The sequence below is a fragment of the Collinsella sp. LCP19S3_D5 genome (genome assembly GCF_052121415.1).
Lineage (GTDB): Bacteria > Actinomycetota > Coriobacteriia > Coriobacteriales > Coriobacteriaceae > Collinsella.
In genome coordinates this window covers 37,985-59,622 of record NZ_JBQKEH010000012.1, presented here as the reverse complement: position 1 = coordinate 59,622, position 21,638 = coordinate 37,985, and the positions used below count along the sequence as shown (strand labels likewise).

Sequence of the window (21,638 nt, the reverse complement as noted above, 5' to 3'; positions counted from 1 at the left end):
TTAACCCCTAAATTCAAAGGTGCTCAGGCCAAACGTTAGCAAATCGCCGTTGCGCAGCGGGCAGCGCGTGATGCGGCGGTTGTTGACGAGCGTGCCGTTGGTGGAGTTGAGGTCCTCGATCGACCAGTCAGAGCCGGTAAAGGTGAGCTGGGCATGACGGCGCGACACGTTGGGGTCGCGCAGGGCGATGTCGGATACCGAGCGCTCACGACCGATGGTCACCTGCGCGGAGGTGATGTTGTGGCTCTCGCCGCTCACGACGTCGACGAGTTGGGCGAGCGGACGCTGCGGGGCGCGGGGGCTTGCCATGTTGGAGGCGATGCTGGTCGCAGCGCCAAGGCCCACGGCGACGCCAGTGGCAGCCGCTCCGCCCATACCGGCAAGTGCGTCGCGCGAGACGGTTTGCGGCACAGGGATGGGGGCTGCGGGATCGGGGACATTGGGTGCAAAGGGGTCGGCCACAGCGAGCGGGTCGGGAGTGGCAGCGCGGGGTGTCGGCTGCTGCTGGGGCATGGCGGCCGGGTGTTGCTGCGGCGATGCAAACTGCTGCTGACCGGCGCGGGGGGCGCTTGCGGCACGGCTTGTGGCCGAGCTGTTCTGTCCCAGGCCATTTTGATAGGCGCGCTCTTCCTCGTACAGACGGCCGAGCGTGGGAGCGTCGACGTTCTCGGCAAAGACCGAGAACTTGCCGGCGCGCAGCTGAGGGTCGATCATAAAGCGAACAAGGGGCTCGCCGACAAAGACGTAGCGGCGTTTTTCGGCCTGCGCCTTCACAAACTCGCGCACCTCGCGCGAAAGCTCGGGATAGAACGGGGCAAGCATGGGATCGTCATCGGTGGCGATCAGGATGGTATAGAGCGCCGGCGCGGTGTTGACGCCGTTGATCACCAGAGTTTGATCCTCCATGTCGCGAGCAGCCTGCTTGGCAAGCTTCTTAAAGGAGAACGGGGCACGGGTGGCACCGAAGATGCCGGCCACGTGGTCCTCGAAGATGTTCAGGAAGTTCACGAAAGATCACTCTCCGTATAGGTTCTTTGGTATCCGAGCAAATACAGGCATATCCCAACGATTATAGAGGATAGGATTCCCGCAACCGCCGCCTTGGCGACGACCGTGCCCGCAAGGCTGGCAATTTCCATATGGTGTGCAAGACAAAACGATACGGCCGAGCCGATACCGGCGACGGCAATTGCGACGATGGCGGCGAGGTTTGACCCCTGCTCGGCGCGCTTGGCATGGGCATTGAGCAGCAGCGACGTTGCCGCGGCTGCTGCTGCGATCAGTGCGAAGGCGGCCCAGAGGAACGCGTCGCCCAGCGCTGCGGCGACATTGCCAAGCCCCAGCACGCCTCCCGTAGGGAGGGCAGCTGCGGCCAGGCGGGCAAAAAGCGCGCCTATACCCGTGGCGGCAGCGGCGCTTGCCGGGCCGAGCCAAAACGCCGCGAAGCCCGTGGCGGCTCCGGCGGCAAGGATGGCGTCGCCGGTTAGACAACCTAGCGCAAGCGCGCAGGTGAGTGCCGCGCTCGCGGCCGCTTCGGTGCGTCCCCAGGCAATCCACCATCCGGACATGGCGGCGGCAAAAATGACCGCGACCGGCAGCATCGACAGGATGCCCTGCGCCTGCATGGTGGCGTTGGCCATGAGCACCAAAAAGCCCACGGCCGAGATAGCCGAGCCGATCTGCGGTGCCAAGCCTGCCGCCGCGCCAATAGCGATGGCCGCGGCGACCAGCCCGGGAAGCGCCGCGACGCCCGCTGTCTGCATAAGCAAAAAGCTGAAGGTTGCACACGTTAGTGCCGAGATACCGCGCATGGTGTAATCGCGCGCGCAGCTCCAGCGCGTGCCCGCCCAACCAAGCGCGGGGTCGACCTCGATGGCGTTATCCTCGTAAGGCAGCGACTCCATATCGTCTGCTGCGTGCTCGTCGTCCGAAAGCTCGCTTACCATCTGCTCCAAGCTGCGACGGCCTTCGCGCACGCTCCCCAAGCCGGCAAGGAGTTGGTCGCAGAATGCCTCGATGCTATCGGGGCGGTCTTGCGGCATAGGGGAGAGGGCGCTCATGAGCGCTGCCTCGGCCCCCGGGGGAAAGTGCGGGATCAGCTCGCTGGGGTAGGTGGCGCCGCCGATGATGCGGTCGAGCGAGTCGGCAGGCGTTGCCGCCATAAAGGGGGCGCTGCCGCACAGGCCCTCGTAGATCACGCAGGCAAGGGCAAAGACATCGGCGCGCTCGTCGACCGTGCCGGTCTCGATATCGAGCTGTTCGGGCGGCATGTAGCCGATGGTGCCGCCGCGCGATCCGCCAAAGCCGCCGGCAGATGACAGCCGCGCCATGCCAAAGTCGGTGAGCTTTACATTGCCCGAGTGGTCAATGAGCACATTGGCGGGCTTTATGTCCAGATGAAGCACGCCGTTTGCATGGGCAAAGGTGAGCGCCTGACCCAACGCGTCGGCAATGGTCGCTGCCTCGTCAAAGGTGAGCGAGTGGCCGTCCACGCGATGCAAAAACTCGGCCAGCGACATGCCGTCGACATACTCCATGACCAGGTAGGCATAGGCGGTGTCATGCGTAAAGTCGATAACCTGCACGATATTGGGATGTTGAAGCATGGCGGCGGTATGTGCCTCGCGCAGTACATCCATGATGTCGCTGGCGGGCATGCCGGAGCCGTTGATAAGAGGGATGCGCTTAATGGCCACGCGACGGCGCAGGTGCGTGTCGCGGCAAATCTCGATGGAGCCAAAACCGCCGGTCGCAAGCGTCTCGAGCGGCTGGTACCGCTTGAGCAGCTCGCGAGAGCTGGTGCCCTCCAAAGGGACGTCCGGCGAGAACCGGGCGGTATGTTGCGAGAAAAGCGGCATGGCCAACCCTCGTGCGTTTAAAGTTCGTTTGCGAGCGGCGGGCGCGGAGCCGAGCCATTCGCGGTGGCATAGATGCTGCTAGTGTAGCACGCTCTGGTGCATGGGGAGGATAGCGGGATGCGAGGCTGCCTGTCTGACTTGGCCTTAGCGCTTCTTCTTGCCCTTCTTCTGCTTGCACTGCTTGCCCTTGTTGTCCTGGGGCTTGTCTGCCTTGTCTCCCTGCTTGGCCTCGGCTGCAGCCTTCTCGGCCTTCATTTTCTTCTTCTTGGTCTCGATGCGGAGCTTTTTGTTGATGCGCGCCTTAAGGAAGGAGCCAAACTGCTCGGCATCGCCGCGAACAAAGGTGTCCTTGGGGATCGTCACGCCCTGGTCTGCGAACATGGCAACAAAGATGCGCTCGCCGTCGAGTACGTGGTCGAGCTTCTCAAACGGGAAGAACTGCGACTTGCCGCTCTTGCCCCAAACCATCAAGCCGTCCTCGTTGGCGGCGACGCGGCGATAGCGGCCACCCATGGACTTGTCGGCCTCGACGGCGTCGATAAAGTCGCGGGCGAGCGTGTGGTGCAGGTTTTTGCTCCACCAGGCCAAAAAGGCGCCGAACACGATCAGGACGACGCCAAACTTGATCCAGTTGCCGCCGGCCACCAACATGCCGATGCCGAGCAGCGCGGCAATTGCCGCGGCGACATACAGCGAGCCGCGACGCCTGGGCGAGGCGACCAAGCGGGCGAAGTCGGTGACGAGGTCGTTTTCGTACTGATACTCGTTGAGGTACAGGATGCCGTCGTCGGCTGCTGCCTGTTTCTCGAGCGCGACCTCGACCTGGTCGGCTACTTCGGAGGGAACGAGGTTGCTCTCTGCGTCTGCCATGCTCTTTGGACTCCTATCGCGGCGGGCTCGCCGTACGGGTTATTATGAGTGCAGTATGCCGTGCGACCGCATGGCCGTCGCGGCAACAAAACTCAGTATACCCGGGGGAGCACCCATGGAATCGTTGTACCGAAAGTATCGCCCGCTCACCTTCGACTCCGTGGTGGGCCAGCAGCATATCGTCTCGACGCTCGAGCACGCCATCACCGAGGGACGCCTGTCCCACGCGTACCTGTTCTGCGGACCGCGCGGCACGGGCAAGACCACCATGGCGCGCATTCTGGCCAAGGCGCTGCTATGCCGCAATGCCGAGGCGGCGCGCGCCGAGGGCGCAAGCGGCTGCATGCCCGACGGCACTTGCGAAGAGTGCGAGCTCATCGCCGAGGGCAACCACCCCGATGTCTACGAGCTCGATGCCGCAAGCCGTACGGGCGTGGACAATGTGCGCGAGGAGATCATCAACTCCGTTAACTTTGCCCCGGTGCGTGGCAAGTACAAGATCTATATCATCGACGAGGTCCATATGCTCACGACGGCGGCGTTTAACGCGCTGCTCAAGACGCTCGAGGAGCCGCCGGCGCACGTGATCTTTGTGTTGTGCACCACCGATCCGCAAAAGATTCTGGAGACCATCCTCTCGCGCTGCCAGCGCTTCGATTTCCACCGCATCGGCAACGAGGATATCGAGCATCGCCTGTCCTACGTGTGCGAGCAGGAGGGCTTCGATTACGACGACGAGGCGCTGGCCATCGTGGCGCGCCATGCCAAGGGCGGCATGCGCGACGCGCTTTCCACGCTGGAGCAGCTGAGCGTTTTTGGCAACGGCGCCGTGCATGCGGACGATGCCCGCTCGCTTTTGGGCGAGGTTTCGGACCAGATCCTGGGCGAGTTTGCCCGCGCCATCGCCGAGCGTGATATTGCTGAACTCTATGGGCTCATTCGCGCACAGGTCGAGGAGGGCAATGACTTGCTTGAGCTGACGCGCGACCTGGTGGCGCACGTGCGCGACGTGTATGTGGCCTGCGTTGCCGGTACCCGTGCCGAGCTGTTTGAGGGCGGGGCCGAGCAGGCCGAGGCGCTTGCTGCCGAGGCCGCTGCCTTTGGCGGGCATCCGGCCGACCGTCTGGCCCGCGTGCTGACAGTGCTCGACGATGCCGCGTTGGAGATGAGGGGTGCGAGCGACGTGCGCCTGGTGCTCGAGATCGCCTGCACGCGCCTGGCACGTCCCGAGGCCGATCTGACCATTGAGGCCCTGGCCGAGCGCGTGGCACGCTTGGAGGCCATGGTCGCCAACGCCGCGGTGCCGGCGAGCGTGGCTGCTGCTGGTGCTGCGCCTGCGGCTGTCGCGGCTGCACCTGTGGCGACACAACAACCGACGCTGATCTCGGGTGCCCGAGCTGCTGCCCCTGTGGCATCCACCGCTCCCACTGCTACGCCCGCGCGCCAGGGCGGCATGCCTTGGGATCGCGGCGCCGCCGCTCCGGCGACGCAGCCTGCGTCCGTGTCAGCTTCCAAGCCTGCGGCGCCTGCGCCTCGGCCTGCCCCGGCTCCGATGCCCCAGCCCACCGCCGCTTCGGCTCCCGTACCTGCCGCTGCGCCGGCGCCTAAGCCCCAGCCCAACACTGCCGCTCAGGTTGCTGCCGCCGGCGCCGCCGAGACCCCTGCGGTCGAGGATGCCGGCGAGCTCCAGCGCAAATGGGTCGAGGTCGTCGAGCGCGTCAAGGCCCAACAACCTTCTTATGCGGCACTCCTGTTGAACGCTCGCGCTACGGCAGACGATGGTTCTAAGCTCACGGTCTCGTTCCCTACGGCATTTGCTATCAAGATGCTCGGGCGTGCTGATACACAGGCGGTGTTTTTGCCGACAGTCAGTGCGGTCTTCGGTCGTCGCACCGTCGACTATGTCCTGGATGGGGGTGTCAGGCCGGCTCCTCAACATGAGGAGCATTCTCCATCTGTACGGGCTGCGGCATCTGCGGACCCGCAACCCGTGTCCTCGGCGGCCCCTGCATCCTCGAGCGCCAGCGCGACGCAGCCAAAAGCGGCACCGGTAGCGGCACCGATCCCGTCGGTGACTGAACCCGCCGTGCCCAAACCGGCTGCTCCGATCCCCGCGTCCAAGCCCGCTGCCGCGCCTGCACCCAAGTCATCCGACCTGGCCAAGGCCCCCTGGCTGCGCTCCGACAACCCTGCCGGTGCTCCTGCCACGGGCAAGCTCCCGACCGAGCCCGCGCCCCGAGCGCCCGAGTGCGCGTCTGCTCCCAAGATTCAGCCGTCTGTGCAGGCTGCGCCATGGGAATCCGAGCAGGTACCCTACGACGACGCCATGGTCGGCGGCTTCGCCGGCGATGCGAGCGGAGAAGATCTTCCTCCGTTCGACGTGCCTGCCGCGGCGCCTGCGCCCAGCCCTGCCGCTTCGGCCGCAGCTCCCGCGGCTGCGACGTCCGCTCCTGCAAGTGACGACGCCCTCGCTGCCCCTTGGGAGTCCAGCCCCGGTGCTGGCAGTCCTTTCGGTCACCAGGGCGCAGCCCCGGGCATCCCGCAGACCGAGGACGAGGCCAAAGCCCTCATACGTAGTGTCTTTGGCCAGTCCACCATCTTCAAGCCGGTGGAGTAACTATGCGGGCGGGTATATACGCCGAGTTGTGCGACCTTGCATAATTCGACCTTGCATAGTCTTGGGCGGCGCGTCACGCTAGAGGACATGTACATCGACTGAGTTAGCGCGACCGCCCCGCTCGTATGCCCCGCGCCGTGGTACGATTTTTGAGTTTGAAAGTCCCGCCGTGCCCGGCTGCCCTTGCAGCTTGTCGCGCGACCACACGTAAAGGAGCCATCATGGCCGGTATGAACATGCAGCAGATGATGAAGCAGGCCCGCAAGATGCAGGAGCAGCTTGCCGCCGCGCAGGAGAACCTCAAGTCCCAGACCGTCGACGCTTCTGCCGGCGGCGGCATGGTCAAGGTGACCGTTAACGGCGAGATGGAGCTCGTCAACCTCACCATCGACCCCGATGCGCTCGATCCCGAGGACGTCGATATGCTGCAGGACATGATTATGGCTGCCGTCAACGAGGCCGTCCGCGGCGTCAACGAGCTCGCCAACAAGCAGATGGGCGCCATCGCCGGCGGCCTCAACATCCCGGGCATGCCGTTCTAAGACGCGCACATATATGAGTGCCAACCATAGTCTGCAAAAACTGCTCGATGAGCTGGGCCGTCTGCCGGGCATTGGCCCCAAATCGGCCCAGCGCATCGCCTACTACCTGCTCGAGGCCGACGCCGAGGAGGCGCGCCGCCTGGCCGAGGCCATTCTAGAGGTTAAGCAGGAAGTGCATTTTTGCAGCCGCTGCTTTAATTACGCCACCGCTGACGAGTGCTCCATCTGCCAAGACTCGATGCGCGACACCACCCGCATCTGCGTGGTGGGTGAGCCGCGCGATGTCCAGGCGATTGAGCGCACGGGCAGCTACCACGGCCTCTACCACGTGCTGGGCGGCGTGATCAGCCCCATGGACAAGATCGGCCCCGAGCAGCTGCACATCCGCGAGTTGCTGGCGCGCTTGGGCCACGAGGACATCCACGAGGTCATTATCGCCACCAACCCCAACATTGAGGGCGAGACCACGGCGAGCTACCTTGCCCGCACCATCAAGCCTCTGGGCGTCGAGGTGTCGCGTCTGGCGAGCGGCCTGCCCGTGGGAGGCGACCTGGAGTATGCTGACGAGCTTACGCTCGGCCGTGCTATCGAGGCCCGTCGTGCGATCTAGGCGGCGTCAGCTCCGCGGCATGTCCCGTCGGCCTGCCGCACGGGGCGCTCATAATTGGGCACGCGTTCATGCATTTGTTGTACAACAAACCTGCTTTTCATCCGCTTATCGCGTGGATGGGTCCACTCGCACCTCGTATTTGCCCATTCGTTGCACAACCTTTTGGGTTCGCTGATACACTCAAATGTGGATATGAAAGAATGCGCCGCTTTTAAGCGGCGTGTTTTTGTTGGAGGAGAACGCATGCGGCCCGCTAGCACTCAGACAAAGCATGGCGCCGCGGTGCGCATTCGACGCCGGCTGGGCCTGGCGCCTCGGGCGTACGTGCTGCTGTCTTGCTCGCTCGTGCTGGTCATAGCCGGTGTTTCGGCTTATGGCATGACGGTGCCGTCCATGGTACAGGCGCATGCTGAGCGCGAGCTGCATATTGGGCGCAAGGCCAAAAGCGACTTGGGAACGACAACCGGATATGCGTGGGCGAGCGTGGTCTCGCATGTTGTGTTCGGTGGCGACGATGCGGACAGTCCAGAAACATCGGACAACGAGGTTACGCTGGCAAACGGCAAGACCATCGTGCTCACCAACACCAAGGTCATTACGAAGCTTTCCAACAACAGTGTGGCTTCTGTCGTCAATAAGGCCGAGCAGCAGAAGGGGCAGGACGCCCAACAGGCAGGCCAGCCCGGCGGTTCGGGTTCGTCTGGCTCCAGCTCCGATTCGTCGGGCGGCGGTTCCGGTTCGGGCTCCGCCTCTGGCGGTGGATCTTCGAGTGATGGCTCGACGGACGGCGGTGCCGGCGGCGACACGGGCTCGGGTGGTCTCTCGGCTGCCGAGGAGGAGAGTATTCACAGCTGGCTCGTGACCAAATACAACATGCTCGATGGCTATGTCGCCCGCGCCAACAGCGTGGTTTCGACCTATAACGCTACGGGCGATACCGGACCGTGCGATAGCCTGACCAACGATATGTTTGTCATCCGTGCCGAGTTTGGCCGGCAAACGTTTTCTCCCAAGTCAAAGTGGTATCAGCAATACGCCAACCTATGGGGTTGCTACACCAATCTGTGCCAATGGGTGGGGCATTATGGCGATGACGACGTCGCGCTCAACAACTTCAATACCAAAGTGGCGGCGATCGCCCTATGACGAATAGCCTTGCTTCTGTGGCAACCCAGTCGCTCAGCCGTGACCCTATGGTGGGCCTGCGCCTGGCGCGCGTTGGAGGGTTTGAGCCCGCCATTGCGCTGGGCCCGGACGAGCTTCCCGCCTACCTGCGCCGTTTTACGATGCTGTTTGCCGATGACGCCACCATGCGCCGCGGCGGTATCGGCCGTGTGACGCGTGCCGTCAACGCGCAGGGCGAGGCCGTGGCACTCAAGCAGCTCATCTTGCCAACGCGCGACGAATTTGATGACGATGTCGCCCACGAGGCGCTGGTCACCAAGTTCAAGGCGGCGTTTCGCGAGGAATACGAATGCCATCGCGCCCTTTCGGGCCTTAGAGGCTTTCCCCGCCTGTATGGATGGGGCGAGGTTGACGGCGTGCCCGCGATTGTCATGGAGTGGGTCGAGGGCGAGACGCTCGCTCGCCTGCGCTCGCGCCTTGCCGTGGACGAGGCCGGGCGTCTGTCGCCGCTCGTGGCGGCGCGCCTGGGTCGCGACCTGTTCGATCTGCTCTGCCGCATGAGCTTGGTAGGCGAGGGGTTCGTCCATCGCGATATCTCGCCCGCTAATATTATGGTGCGCACGGCGCGCCTGCCGCTCGACCGACAGCTTGCCGAAGGCACCTTCGACCTGTGCTTGATCGACTTTGGCTCTTCGCTGGCGCTCGAGCCCGCCTCTGCGGTGGCCGGCACCGGCGGCAAGGCGTCGTTTACCGAGCGCTATGCCACGTTGCGCCGCGCGACGGTGGCCTACGCCCCGCCCGAGATGCTCACCGACGATATCCCCGACCTGCGCATGCTTCGCATGTCGCCGGCAATCGATGTGTATGCAGCGGCGAGTACGGTCTACGAGCTCATCGCCGGTGTCGCGCCGTACGAAGTGGCGCCGGGTGCGTCGGGTACTTCGGGCTCGCGCAAAAAGACGTGCGATATCGCCAGCCCTTATCGCCTCAAGATGGATACGCTGCCCGATTATCCCGTTGGCGCCCACGCGCCCGGCTGCGACTTGACGCAACTGCTGCGACGCGAGCCCGATGTGGCACTTGCCGCGGCCGAACAGGCTCAGCAGCTCGGACTCGATCCAAATTCCGAGGATCTGCGCGATGCGCTGGCGTTTGTCGATGCCCAGTTGTTCGACGTGGTCATGGCCTGCCTGTCCTGCCATCAGGAAGATCGTCCCGAGCCGGCTGCGGTGGAGGCGGCGCTCTCGGCATTTTGCGACCACTATGCGCAAAATGTCGCCCGCTCGCTTCGCGCCGAGCCGCTCATGCCGTGCCCGATGGAGGTATCGGGGCACACGGCCCGGCGTGCGGCGATGGTTGGTGCGACGGCGGTATGCGGCGTGCTTTGGGCTGTGGTCGTGGTATCAGCTGCGCTGTTGGCGTCGGGCGCCCATGTGACGCTCGTCGTAGGACCGCTTATGTGGTCCGGGAAGCTGCCGGCCATTATCGCCGCACTGGCGTTGGCACCGCCGAGCATGGTGGGCATCGCTGCCGGCGCCATGGCACACGATCGTCGCACGGGGTTCCTGCAAGGCGTACTGGCGCTTTCTGCCTGCGAGGTTCCGGTGCTGATCGCGGTTGCATGCACCGTGTTTTCCCAACGCGCCGTAGCGAGCGGCTTCGTTGCCGCCTTAATTGCAACCTATGCGCTCACGTGGTTTTTGCTGGCGATGGGGTTTGCCTTTGAGCTTCCCGTCGTGTCAGCGCGACGTGCGAAAATTTCCATGGCGACGCCGCTTGCCGGCGGAGCCGCGGCTGCTCGCGCCTTTGGCGGGCCGGCCGAAGTATCCGACACTATCTCTGCGACCAAGGAGGGCTAAGCCATGGCTTCTCAAGCTGAGCTCACCCCGTGCGGGGCAATGTTTGACATCTTTAAGCGCGCAGCGCACCTGAGCCATATCGAACTGTGCGGCCTGGTGCTCTCGAGCCGCCCGCTCGTCGACGGCCGTAGTCCGCAGAGCCGTGCTGCCGATCGCTCTTGGGTTTCGCGCTTTATCGTGCGCGCGCCGGTCGGCACGCTGCAGGAACGTTATTTTGCCGATTACGGCACCTCGGCCGCGCGCATTATGTCGCAGCTGGCCCTGCGCCGCCGCAATCCCATGGACGCCGCGGCCGTGACCAACATGGTGTGCGGCCCCGCTGGCGAGCCCATGGTGAGGGCACTCGAGGAATGCCATCAGGACACGAATCTCTATCGCAATGCGCTCGAGCGCCTGTCGCAGGCGGCTGAGCTCATGCCCGCCGAGCGCGCCGAGGCCATCCTGGTGCTGTTTGTCGCCGTGGGCTGCTCGGCAGATGTCCGCTCGTCGGTGACCTATGCCCTCGACTACGCTCATGCGACCTGTGGCGGCGCCACATCGACGCCGCGCTCGCTGAGCACCTCGACGGTCACGGGCGAGCACGAGGCGCCTGCGCACCCGTTGGGACTGCTGCGCGTGCAAAACGGCTACGTGGTGAGCACCCCGCGCTGGATTCAGCCGAGTGAGGAGGGCGTCGAGATCGGCGCGCTGGCGACGGGGGAGGGCGATATCACCGATGTGGGCGATGACGTTTCGGCTCGCCATGCCCACGTGTGGTGCGATGACCAAAATGTCTGGTACGTCGAGGACCTGTCGTCCACCAACGGAACTGTGGTGGTAAACGGCGCGACGAACGTCTGCACCCAGGTCGAGCCCGGCCGCTCCGCTCAGCTCAACCCCGGTGACGAGCTCAGGCTCGGAGAATCCACAACCTACGCCATCCTCCTCGGCGCCCTCTGACTCATCTCCTAAATAAGTTGCGGTGAAATAGGGACTGTTTAAGGCTACGGCCGGCAAAAACAGCTCCTATTTCACCGCAGCTGCCATTTGGTCCCTCGGTGACGGAAGGATAAATTTTGCCCTTGATGGTCGCTCGGGGTAAACCTTTACCGCCCACCTATATTTGTCGAAATTACACTTGACGGCGGGGTACAATAAACCCGCATGCGGATTTCCGTTGCGGGCGCTTCCCATCACCGGGGCGTGCCCGGGAGCATCCGGCATGCGGCCTTTGCGGCGCTCGATCATGTGCAAGACGGGTAGCTGGGCCTGTGGAGCGCGTGCAGCCCTCCTCGCCTCGGCATGCCTTCTCTCCACGCCATGTACCTGCTGCTGAGTCCGCCTGTCAGATGACTGGAAGCAACAGCGAAAATCCCATCACGCCAACATCCCGGTAATCGCCGGGGCCTGTATACCTATATGAGAGGAGAGGGGTATATGGCGCGTAAGTTTAAGTCTATGGACGGCAACGAGGCGGCCGCATATGTTTCGTATGCGTACACCGAGGTAGCGGGAATTTATCCCATTACGCCGTCCAGCCCGATGGCCGACCATGTCGACCAGTGGGCGGCCCAGGGTCGCAAGAACATCTTTGGCACCCCGGTCAAGGTCGTCGAGATGGAGTCCGAGGCGGGTGCAGCCGGTACCGTTCACGGTTCGCTGGGCGCCGGTGCTCTGACCACCACCTACACGGCTTCTCAGGGCCTGCTCCTGATGATCCCGAACATGTACAAGATCGCGGGCGAGCAGCTCCCGGGCGTCTTCCACGTCTCCGCGCGTTGCGTCGCTTCCCACGCCCTGAACATCTTTGGCGATCACTCCGACGTCATGGCCTGCCGCCAGACCGGTTTCGCCATGCTCGCCGAGGGCAACGTCCAGGAGGTCATGGACCTCTCGCCGGTGGCTCACCTTGCCGCCATCGAGGGTAAGACCCCGTTCCTCAACTTCTTCGACGGCTTCCGCACCAGCCACGAGATCCAGAAGGTCGCCATGTGGGACTACAAGGATCTTGCCGAGATGTGCGACATGGACGCCGTCCAGGCTTTCCGCGACCACGCGCTCAACCCTGAGCACCCGCACACCCGCGGCAGCCATGAGAACGGCGACATCTTCTTCCAGAACCGCGAGGCCTGCAACAAGGTCTACGACGAGCTCCCTGCCGTCGTCGAGGGCTATATGAAGAAGATCAACGAGAAGCTCGGCACCGATTACGGCCTGTTCAACTACTACGGCGCTCCCGATGCCGATCGCGTCGTCGTGTGCATGGGCTCCTTCTGCGACGTGCTCGAGGAAGTCATCGACTACCTCAACGCTCACGGTGAGAAGGTCGGCCTGGTCAAGGTTCGCCTGTTCCGTCCGTTCTCCATCAAGCACTTCGTGGACGTTCTCCCCGAGACCGTCCAGAAGATCGCCGTCATGGACCGCACCAAGGAGCCGGGTTCCATCGGCGAGCCGCTCTACCAGGACGTCGTCTCCGCTCTCTACGAGGCCGGCAAGACGGGTATCAAGGTCGTCGGCGGCCGTTACGGCCTGGGCAGCAAGGACACGCCTCCCGCGTCCGCGTTTGCCGTCTTCGAGGAGCTCAAGAAGGACGAGCCCAAGCGCGAGTTCACCATCGGCATTGTCGATGATGTGACCAACCTGAGCCTGCCCGAGGCCGAGGATGCGCCCAACACCGCAGCTCCCGGCACCATCGAGTGCAAGTTCTGGGGTCTGGGTGGCGACGGTACCGTCGGCGCCAACAAGAACTCGATTAAGATCATCGGCGACCACACCGACAAGTACGTTCAGGCCTACTTCCAGTACGACTCCAAGAAGACCGGCGGCGTTACCGTCTCGCACCTGCGCTTTGGTGATTCCCCGATCCGCTCGCCGTACTACGTGACCAAGGCCGACTTTGTCGCTTGCCACAACCCCAGCTACATCGTCAAGGGCTTCAAGATGGTCCGCGACGTCAAGCCGGGCGGCACCTTCCTGGTCAACTGCCAGTGGAGCGATGAGGAGTTCGCCGAGCACATGCCTGCCGTGGCCAAGCGCTACATCGCGAACAACAACGTCAACGTCTACCTGATCGACGCTATCGACCTGGCTGCCAAGGTCGGCATGGGCAAGCGCACCAACACGGTGCTCCAGTCCGCCTTCTTCGCGCTGGCCAAGGTCCTGCCCGCCGAGGACGCCCTGCAGTACATGAAGGACGCGGCCACCAAGTCCTACATGAAGAAGGGCCAGGCCATCGTCGACGCCAACCACAAGGCCATCGATGCCGGCGCTACCGCCTTCCGTAAGTTCGAGGTTCCGGCCGACTGGGCTACCGCCGAGGACGCCGCTCCTGTCGAGCTTTCCGAGGAGACCAAGTCCGCTATCGCCCAGCAGGTCAAGAACCTGCTCGAGCCCATCGATCGCATGGATGGCGACAGCCTGCCCGTTTCCGCCTTCGTCGATTGCGCCGACGGCCAGTTTGAGCTGGGCGCCTCCGCATACGAGAAGCGCGGCGTCGCCGTGGTCGTTCCTCACTGGGACGAGACCAAGTGCATCCAGTGCAACCAGTGCGCCTATGTGTGCCCGCATGCCACCATCCGTCCGTTCGCGATGACCGAGGACGAGGCTGCCGCTGCGCCCGAGGCTACCCGTACGCTCGACGCCATGGGTCCCAAGGCCAAGGGCATGAAGTTCACCATGGCTGTGTCCCCGCTCGACTGCATGGGCTGCACCAACTGCGTCAAGGTCTGCCCCAAGGGCGCCCTCGAGATGGTTCCCGCCGAGCAGGAGATGGATCAGCAGCCCGTTTGGGACTACATGGTCAAGAACGTCTCCGAGAAGAAGGAGCTCATCGCGGCCAACGTCAAGGGCAGCCAGTTTAAGCAGCCCTACCTGGAGTTCTCCGGCTCCTGCGCCGGCTGCGCCGAGACCGCTTATGCACGTCTGGTGACCCAGGTCGCCGGCGACCGCATGTTCATCTCCAACGCCACCGGCTGCTCCTCCATTTGGGGCAACCCCGCTGCCACCGCTCCTTACTGCAAGGACAAGGACGGTCACGGCCCGGCGTGGAACAACTCCCTGTTCGAGGACAATGCTGAGCACGGTCTGGGCATGGCCATCGGTTACGAGGCCGTCCAGAATAAGCTGATCGCCGCCACCCAGGAGCTCATCGCCGCAGACGGTCCGTCTGACGAGCTCAAGGCCGCCGGTCAGGCTTGGATTGACTCCGTCAACGACGCCGAGGCCTCCAAGACTGCTGCCGCCGCCTACGTTGCCGAGCTCGAGAAGTGCGGCTGCGACGCTTCCAAGGCGATCCTCGCCGACAAGGCTTACCTCACCAAGAAGTCCTTCTGGATCTTCGGTGGCGACGGTTGGGCCTACGACATCGGCTTCGGTGGTCTGGACCACGTCCTGGCTTCTGGCCACAACGTCAACGTCTTCGTCTTCGACACCGAGGTCTACTCCAACACCGGCGGTCAGGCCTCCAAGGCTTCGAACCTGGGCCAGGTTGCTCAGTTCGCCGCTGCCGGCAAGGTGACCAAGAAGAAGTCTCTGGCCGAGATCGCTATGAGCTATGGTTACGTCTACGTGGCGCAGGTCGCCATGGGCGCCAACCCGGCTCAGACTCTCAAGGCCATCCACGAGGCCGAGGCCTATGACGGCCCGTCCCTCATCATCGGCTACAGCCCCTGCGAGATGCACTCCATCAAGAAGGGCGGCATGCAGAACTGCCAGGCCGAGATGAAGAAGGCTGTCGAGTGCGGTTACTGGAACCTCTTCCGCTTCAACCCCGAGGCTGCTGCCGGCAAGAAGTTCTCGCTCGATTCCAAGGAGCCCGCGGGCGGCTATCAGGAGTTCCTGATGAACGAGGCCCGTTACGCTTCGCTGACGCGTTCCTTCCCCGAGCGCGCCGAGGAGCTCTTCAAGGAGAACGAGCAGGCCGCTATGGACCGCTACGCTCACCTGCTGAAGCTCAAGACGGTGTACAACGAGGCCTAGGTCTCCCACCGCAGGATCTGAGGGCTAACCTTCGCGGATGTCCTCGGACATGAAAGAACCCCCGCTGCGCACTACGTGCGGCGGGGGTTCTTTCGTCCTGCGAAATGTCCGCGAAGGTTAGCCCTCAGATCCTGCTACGACTACGTCCTCGGATTGTGGGGCTGAATGAAGGACGTGGCTGAGGGCGCCTTTTGTCCCCTTCGCTGTTTCGCGGCTTTGCCGTGAAAGCTCGCGCCACTTTGGGGATGGATGGAGGTTTTGGCTGTTGTTGCCTTCTATCCCCGTGCTTTGGGGCTGGTTGCTTTTTGGAGCTCGTCTATATTCCTTATGCTGGATGAAAAGCCCCATGTTTTTGTTGGGGTGCATACTCGTCTTATAAATGTATAGAATCTCGTATAGTGCGAGTAAGATATTGTGCTGTCTGTTTTGTGTTTAGCAAGGATATAGTTTGCATAATCTGGTCTAATCCCTGCTATATCATAATAAAGTCGCACGTAAATAGCTTAGATATGCTTGAGCTGGGCATCTTTACGCTGAACGGGTAAAAACGACCGTTCACCGTTCAACAGTTTTCAAAATGAATAAAATGAGCGATAAAGAGAATATAAACCTTAATAAACTCGCGTATTGCACGGACGTGGGTTATTAATGGGATGTAGGCCTTTTACAGAAAGGATTCCAGCAATGTCTAAGCCTCTTGGCAAGCCCGATCGTATTGTCGTCGCCCTTGGCGGCAACGCCCTCGGCAACAACCCCGTCGAGCAGATCGAGGCCGTGAGCAACACCGCCCACGCACTCCTTGGTCTCATCGAGCAGGGTAACGAGATCATCATCACCCACGGCAACGGCCCGCAGGTCGGCATGATCCAGAATGCCTTCGCCGCCGCCCACGACGCCATCGGCACTCCCGAGATGCCGCTGCCCGAGTGCGGCGCCATGTCCCAGGGCTACATTGGTTATCACCTGCAGCAGGGCATCGGCCGCGAGATGCACAAGCGCTATAAGCGTTGGCACGCCGCCACCGTCGTCACCCAGATCGAGTGCGATCCCGACGATCCCGCGTTCAAGAACCCGACCAAGCCGATCGGCCCCTTCTACACCGAGGAGCAGGCCAAGGAGTTCATGGCCGAGGATCCCTCCAAGGTCTTCGTCGAGGATTCCGGCCGCGGCTGGCGCCGCGTCGTCGCCTCCCCCGATCCTAAGAAGATCGTCGAGGCCGACTCCATCCTCAACCTACTCGACAACGAGTTCATCGTCATCGCCTGCGGTGGCGGCGGCATTCCCGTCGTCCGCGACTACGAGAACAAGGGTTGCTACAAGGGCGTTCCCGCCGTCATCGACAAGGACCTGGGCGGCGAGCTGCTGGCCGAGGACTGCGACGCCGACGTTCTGTTCCTGCTGACCGCCGTTGAGCATGTCGCCATCAACTTTGGCAAGCCCAACCAGGAGGAGCTCGAGGACCTCACCGCCGACGAGGCCGAGCGCCTAGCCGACGAGGGCCAGTTCGGTAAGGGTTCCATGGAGCCCAAGGTCCGCGCTGCCATCAAGTTCGCCCGTTCCCGCAAGGGCCGCACCTGCATTATCGGCGCCCTGGACAAGGCCGCCGAGACCATGGCCGGCCTCTCCGGTACCCGCATCCACGAGTAGTCTCTACTCTGTTGCCTCTCTTGTGGGCGCCAGGCAAAGCGCCCACAAACTAGCCTCTCTTCATGAGCCCCGCAGTCCGCTCCGACTGCGGGGCTTTTGCTATTGAGGTGACTGTTCATGAGAAGCGCTGAAGACCGCGGAAACCCGGCACTTGGGGACGTTCCTTTTCTGCCGGCATCTTGGGACAGTCCTTTTCGGCAGCGCGAGCGGTCGTCTGCAAAGACCGTCCCCAGTGGCTAGTCATTTAATGGCTGGTCATTTAAGTCTGTCCCCAATGACTAGTATTGGCCATTTAAGTCTGTCCCCAATGACTAGTAGTAGGCCCACATGGCTTCGATTTCGTTGAGGACTTCTACGATGCCCCAACGGCGGGCGCTACGGCTGGGCGAATTGGGATCGTAGACACCGATTTGGTCGGCGTCGTCAATGCCGTAGAGCACGATGTAATGACCCACGTTGGTAAACGTGCCGGGACGCACGACGGCGATTACGGGAGCACCCGAGCGCAAGGCCTGGGCCATCGAGTCTTGGTCGTTGTAGAGCTGCGTCCCGTTAAGCCCCAGCTGCCATGCGCCGCTCGTCATAAACGACCACTCGGTGGCACCGGTGGGGGCATAGTTGCCCGCCTCGGAAAGGGCGCACATATCGACCGGCGTCATATCGGTGCGCCCCGTTTTAAAGATGTAGATCATGGTGAGGCAGGTGGGTCCGCAGCCGTTTTGGCGGATGGTTCCGCCGGCGTAGGGCAGCTCCGACCATGCGGGGTCGATCTGGTAAATATGCGGCATGGTGCCGGCACTCCACTGCGAACGTGGGGTCGAAAAAGCAAACGAGTAGCCGAGTGCGACTGGGGCTTTGAGGAGCTTTTCCTCGGCGGTGGGCTCTAGGCCGGCAGAGCCATGCGAAGCACACGACCCCAGATACACAAATGCCAGACATGCCATGATGGAGCACAGGGCAAGACAGAGACGATGAATCTGCGGATTGGCGGCCCGGCCGCGTCCCAGCGGCCGTGGCTGCTTTGCGCCGCGTCCGCCGCGGGGCTTCGAAAAGAAACGGCTGATGTGGTTGTCAGACTTTCGCCGATCGATTTTCTGCCGCCGAGGCACTTCGGCCCGGCGTTGACGGGTGCCCGAGCGTGGGCGATCCGCTTGACGCGTGCTGGTATTCTGCGGCATAGACGACAAGGGGCGATCCTGCGGACGCTGCGGCCCGTCGTTGTCAGAAACACTCCTGGATGCTGGCGTGGTACGCCCGGCAAGGCGAACGTTTCGCTGTCGTTCGCCGCCGTTGTATTCGTATGCCATTTGCACCGCCTCGTCTCATGTATAACCCGTCCATCCTACAAAAAAGACGTGCAGCAAATGAGGACATACACCAAAACCTCGGTAAGCGGCATGGACGGGAGCGAGCCTGGCGTCATAAAGCGACGCCCTCCGCGAGCGATTGAGTCGCGTCATCAAAACGGACGCCCGCACCGAGTGGCGCCCCTCGCCGTTCGTCCCAAAAACGGCGCCGCTCGTTTTGCAGTTCTGCCTTCGGTCGAGCTACGAGTGGCGTTGCTGTGCCAAGGCCGTATCTTAAAGCCATGAAATAAAAAGTGCGCGGCAAAACAGGCCGTGCAAGGGGTGACGCCAAGGGGCGTCAGAAAGGAAAGGAGGGGAACAATGGCGGACAAGAACGCAGAAGTTGCAGTCGAGGATACCGGCGGCATGAAGAAAACGCTTTCGCTCTGGAACTTCTTCACCATCGGTTTCGGTGCCATCATCGGTACCGGTTGGGTTCTGCAGGTCGGCGACTGGATGGTCGTGGGCGGCGGTCCCGTTCCCGCTATGATCGCATTCCTCTTGGGTGCAATCTTCCTCGTGCCCGTCGGAGCTGTTTTCGGTGAGCTTACGGCTGCTATCCCCATCTCGGGCGGCATCGTCGAGTATGTCGATCGTAGCTTTGGCCGTACAATGAGCTACATTACCGGTTGGCTCCTGGCCCTGGGCAACGGCATCCTGTGCCCGTGGGAGGCCATTGCCATTTCGACTCTCGTGTCCGAGATGTTCGGTAGCCTGCCCGGTCTTGAGTGGCTGCGCGCCATCAAGCTCTACACCATCCTGGGCGCCGACGTTTACCTGTTCCCGACGCTGATCGCGCTCGGCTTTGCAGTCTACGTCATCTTCCTCAATTTCCGCGGTGCCAGCTCGGCCGCCAAGCTCCAAGCCTTCCTGACCAAGGCCCTGCTCTGCGGCATGCTACTCGCCATGGGCGTCTCGCTGTTCACCGGCTCGCCGAACAACGCCATGCCTGTGTTCTCCCAGGTCGCCGGTGCTGGCGGCGGTAAGGCCGCCACCGAGGGCACCAGCCTGTTCGCCGGTATCGTGTCGGTCCTGGTTCTGACCCCATTCTTCTACGCCGGTTTCGACACCATTCCTCAGCAGGCTGAGGAAGCAGCCGAGGGCCTTAACTGGAACAAGTTCGGCAAGATCATCTCCCTGGCCCTGCTGGCCGCCGGCGGCTTCTACATGGTCTGCATTTACTCGTTCGGCACTATCCTTGACTGGCATGAGTTTGTTAAGAGCCCGGTTCCCGCGCTTGCCTGTCTTAAGGGCATCAACATGCTCCTGTACCTGGCCATGCTCGTCATCGCCACGCTTGGACCCATGGGCCCGATGAACTCCTTCTACGGCGCCACGAGCCGCATTATGCTCGCCATGGGCCGCAAGGGCCAGCTGCCCGAGAAGTTTGCCGAGGTCGATCCCAATTCCGGCGCTCCCAAGCTCGCCTGCGTCGTTCTGGCCATCATCACCGTCGTCGGTCCGTTCCTGGGCAAGAACATGCTCATCCCTCTGACCAATGTGTCGGCTCTCGCCTTCATCTTCTCTTGCGGCATGGTCGCTCTTGCCTGCCTGCGCATGCGCTTCACCGAGCCCGACCTACCTCGTCCCTACGAGGTGCCCGGCGGCAAGTTTGGCATCAGCCTCGCCATCGCTGCCTGCGCCATCATCATCGGCCTGCTCGTGATTCCGTTCTCTCCCGCCTCCCTCAACATGGTGGAGTGGAGCATCGTGATCGGCTGGTTGGCTATTGGCCTGGCTCTCATGGCTTTCACCAATTCCCGTAAAAAGTAACGCCGAGCCGGGGCGGATTGGGTGCGCGGTGCCCTCTCTCCCGCGTACCGAACCCGGCATCACTTGGGTAGCTTTGTGAGGCCTTAACCCAACACGGCCTCACCCACTATATGGATCCATAAGGAGGAACCATGTCCACTAAGTATGCAATCGTTGGCGGCAAGCTCATCGACGGTACCGGTGCCGAGCCGGTCGAGAACTCCCTCGTTCTCGTCGACGATAACGGCAAGATCGAGTACGCCGGTGTTATGCAGGACCTTCCCGAGGGCGTTGAGGTTATCGACGCCGCCGGCAAGACTGTCCTTCCCGGCCTGATCGACACCCACCTGCACTTCTCGGGCAACCTGACCGACGATGACACCGATTGGGTCATGCAGCCGCTCCTCGAGAAGCAGGCCGTCGCCGTCAAGCAGGCCTACGACTGCCTCACCCACGGCCTCACCACCGTCTGCGAGATCGGCCGCTTTGGTATCCAGATTCGCGACTGCATCGACAAGGGCGTCTTTAAGGGCCCGCGCGTTCTGGCCACCGGCCTCGGCTTCTGCCGTGTTGCCGGTCACGGTGACTCCCACCACTGCACCCAGGAGCTCAACAAGGAATCCCATCCCTGGGGCGACCAGGTCGACGGTCCTTGGGATCTGCGCAAGGCCGTCCGTCGTCGCCTGCGCGAGAACCCCGATGCCATCAAGATCTGGGCTACCGGTGGCGGCATCTGGCGCTGGGACTCCGGTCGCGACCAGCACTATTGCTCCGAGGAGATCCAGGCCGTGGTCGAAGAGGCCAAGATGGTCGGTATCCCCGTGTGGAGCCACTGCTACAACAACCACGCCGCCGCCTACGATTCCGTTCGCTTTGGCTGCGAGCAGCTGATTCACGGCTTCGATATCGATGAGCGCACCATGGACCTTATGGCCGAGCAGGGCACCTTCTTCACCCCGACGATCGCCTTCCTGCCCACCTGGTACGCCACCTATCCTCCCGTCTATGTCCCCGAGCTGCACGACAAGTACGAGGGTACCCTGGTCGAGAAGGAGCTGCAGCGCAACTATGACTGCCTGCGCGAGGCCAAGAAGCGCGGCGTCGTCATGACGATCGGCTCTGACTCCTTCTCCTTCGTCACCCCGTACGGCACCTGCTCCATCGAGGAGATGTACGAGTTCGTCGACAAGATCGGCTTCACCCCGGTCGAGACCATCACCTGCGCCACCCTCAACGGTGCCAAGATGTGCCACATCGAGGACGAGACCGGTTCCATCGAGGCCGGCAAGTGCGCCGACCTGCTGGTCGTCAACGGTGACGTCGCCGCCGACATTCACGTGCTCAACACCGACAACATGGACGTCATCATGAAGGACGGCTGGATTGTCGAGGCCGGCACCTTCGGCGAGCCAAACAAGTACAGCGCCTAAGCTACCGTTTGTCGATGGCTGGATGT

The 21,638-nt window shown here is 62.7% G+C and carries 14 protein-coding genes; 10 read left to right on the top strand and 4 right to left on the bottom strand.

All coding sequences use genetic code 11. The features are described from left to right. The 3 genes from ACTQXO_RS06420 to ACTQXO_RS06410 all read right to left on the bottom strand — a co-directional run bounded on the left by ACTQXO_RS06420 (position 1) and on the right by ACTQXO_RS06410 (position 3,728). A complete protein-coding gene (locus ACTQXO_RS06420) occupies positions 1 to 1,008 on the bottom strand; it encodes an FhaA domain-containing protein (protein WP_441031902.1) in 1,008 nt (335 codons plus the stop codon). Beyond that, complete coding sequence (locus ACTQXO_RS06415) at positions 1,005 to 2,858, bottom strand: serine/threonine-protein kinase (protein WP_441031900.1); 1,854 nt, start codon at positions 2,856 to 2,858, stop codon at positions 1,005 to 1,007. The genes ACTQXO_RS06420 and ACTQXO_RS06415 overlap by 4 nt, the downstream gene beginning before the upstream one ends. Positions 2,859 to 3,002: 144 nt before the next feature. Further along, entirely contained in the window at positions 3,003 to 3,728 is a 726-nt protein-coding gene (locus tag ACTQXO_RS06410) for a hypothetical protein (RefSeq protein ID WP_441537347.1), read from the bottom strand. Between the two features lie 115 nt (positions 3,729 to 3,843). Here ACTQXO_RS06410 and dnaX point away from each other — a divergent pair, with 115 nt between their 5' ends. The 8 genes from dnaX (at position 3,844) to arcC (ending at position 17,084) form a co-directional block, all read left to right on the top strand. Then, on the top strand, positions 3,844 to 6,345 hold the full coding sequence (gene dnaX, locus ACTQXO_RS06405; RefSeq protein ID WP_441545569.1) for a DNA polymerase III subunit gamma/tau: 2,502 nt from the start codon (positions 3,844 to 3,846) through the stop codon (positions 6,343 to 6,345). Between the two features lie 221 nt (positions 6,346 to 6,566). Further along, the gene (locus tag ACTQXO_RS06400; RefSeq protein WP_427719331.1) at positions 6,567 to 6,887 is read left to right on the top strand and encodes a YbaB/EbfC family nucleoid-associated protein; all 321 of its coding nucleotides are present in this window, start codon (positions 6,567 to 6,569) and stop codon (positions 6,885 to 6,887) included. 13 nt (positions 6,888 to 6,900) lie between these two features. After that, on the top strand, positions 6,901 to 7,497 hold the full coding sequence (gene recR / locus ACTQXO_RS06395; RefSeq protein ID WP_099432550.1) for a recombination mediator RecR: 597 nt from the start codon (positions 6,901 to 6,903) through the stop codon (positions 7,495 to 7,497). 243 nt (positions 7,498 to 7,740) lie between these two features. Continuing rightward, a complete protein-coding gene (locus tag ACTQXO_RS06390; protein WP_441083519.1) occupies positions 7,741 to 8,643 on the top strand; it encodes a hypothetical protein in 903 nt (300 codons plus the stop codon). Continuing rightward, positions 8,640 to 10,481: a serine/threonine protein kinase gene (locus ACTQXO_RS06385; RefSeq protein WP_441537350.1), complete on the top strand. Its 1,842-nt coding sequence runs from the start codon at positions 8,640 to 8,642 to the stop codon at positions 10,479 to 10,481. Before ACTQXO_RS06390 ends, ACTQXO_RS06385 begins: the two co-directional genes overlap by 4 nt. A gap of 3 nt (positions 10,482 to 10,484) precedes the next feature. Then, positions 10,485 to 11,420, top strand: a complete 936-nt coding sequence (locus ACTQXO_RS06380) for an FHA domain-containing protein (RefSeq protein WP_441031889.1) — start codon at positions 10,485 to 10,487, stop codon at positions 11,418 to 11,420. Positions 11,421 to 11,897: 477 nt separating this feature from the next. Beyond that, positions 11,898 to 15,437: a pyruvate:ferredoxin (flavodoxin) oxidoreductase gene (nifJ, locus tag ACTQXO_RS06375; protein WP_441031887.1), complete on the top strand. Its 3,540-nt coding sequence runs from the start codon at positions 11,898 to 11,900 to the stop codon at positions 15,435 to 15,437. 684 nt (positions 15,438 to 16,121) lie between these two features. Next, the gene (gene arcC / locus ACTQXO_RS06370) at positions 16,122 to 17,084 is read left to right on the top strand and encodes a carbamate kinase (RefSeq protein ID WP_006235166.1); all 963 of its coding nucleotides are present in this window, start codon (positions 16,122 to 16,124) and stop codon (positions 17,082 to 17,084) included. Between the two features lie 311 nt (positions 17,085 to 17,395). On the opposite strand, the gene ACTQXO_RS06365 is transcribed toward arcC, so the two are convergent. Then, positions 17,396 to 18,028: a C39 family peptidase gene (locus ACTQXO_RS06365; RefSeq protein WP_441031884.1), complete on the bottom strand. Its 633-nt coding sequence runs from the start codon at positions 18,026 to 18,028 to the stop codon at positions 17,396 to 17,398. A gap of 723 nt (positions 18,029 to 18,751) precedes the next feature. Between ACTQXO_RS06365 and ACTQXO_RS06360 the strand changes: the two genes are divergently transcribed. Further along, positions 18,752 to 20,203, top strand: a complete 1,452-nt coding sequence (locus ACTQXO_RS06360; protein WP_441031882.1) for an APC family permease — start codon at positions 18,752 to 18,754, stop codon at positions 20,201 to 20,203. 131 nt (positions 20,204 to 20,334) lie between these two features. Beyond that, entirely contained in the window at positions 20,335 to 21,612 is a 1,278-nt protein-coding gene (locus ACTQXO_RS06355) for a metal-dependent hydrolase family protein (RefSeq protein WP_154518625.1), read from the top strand. The last annotated feature ends 26 nt before the right edge of the window (positions 21,613 to 21,638 follow it).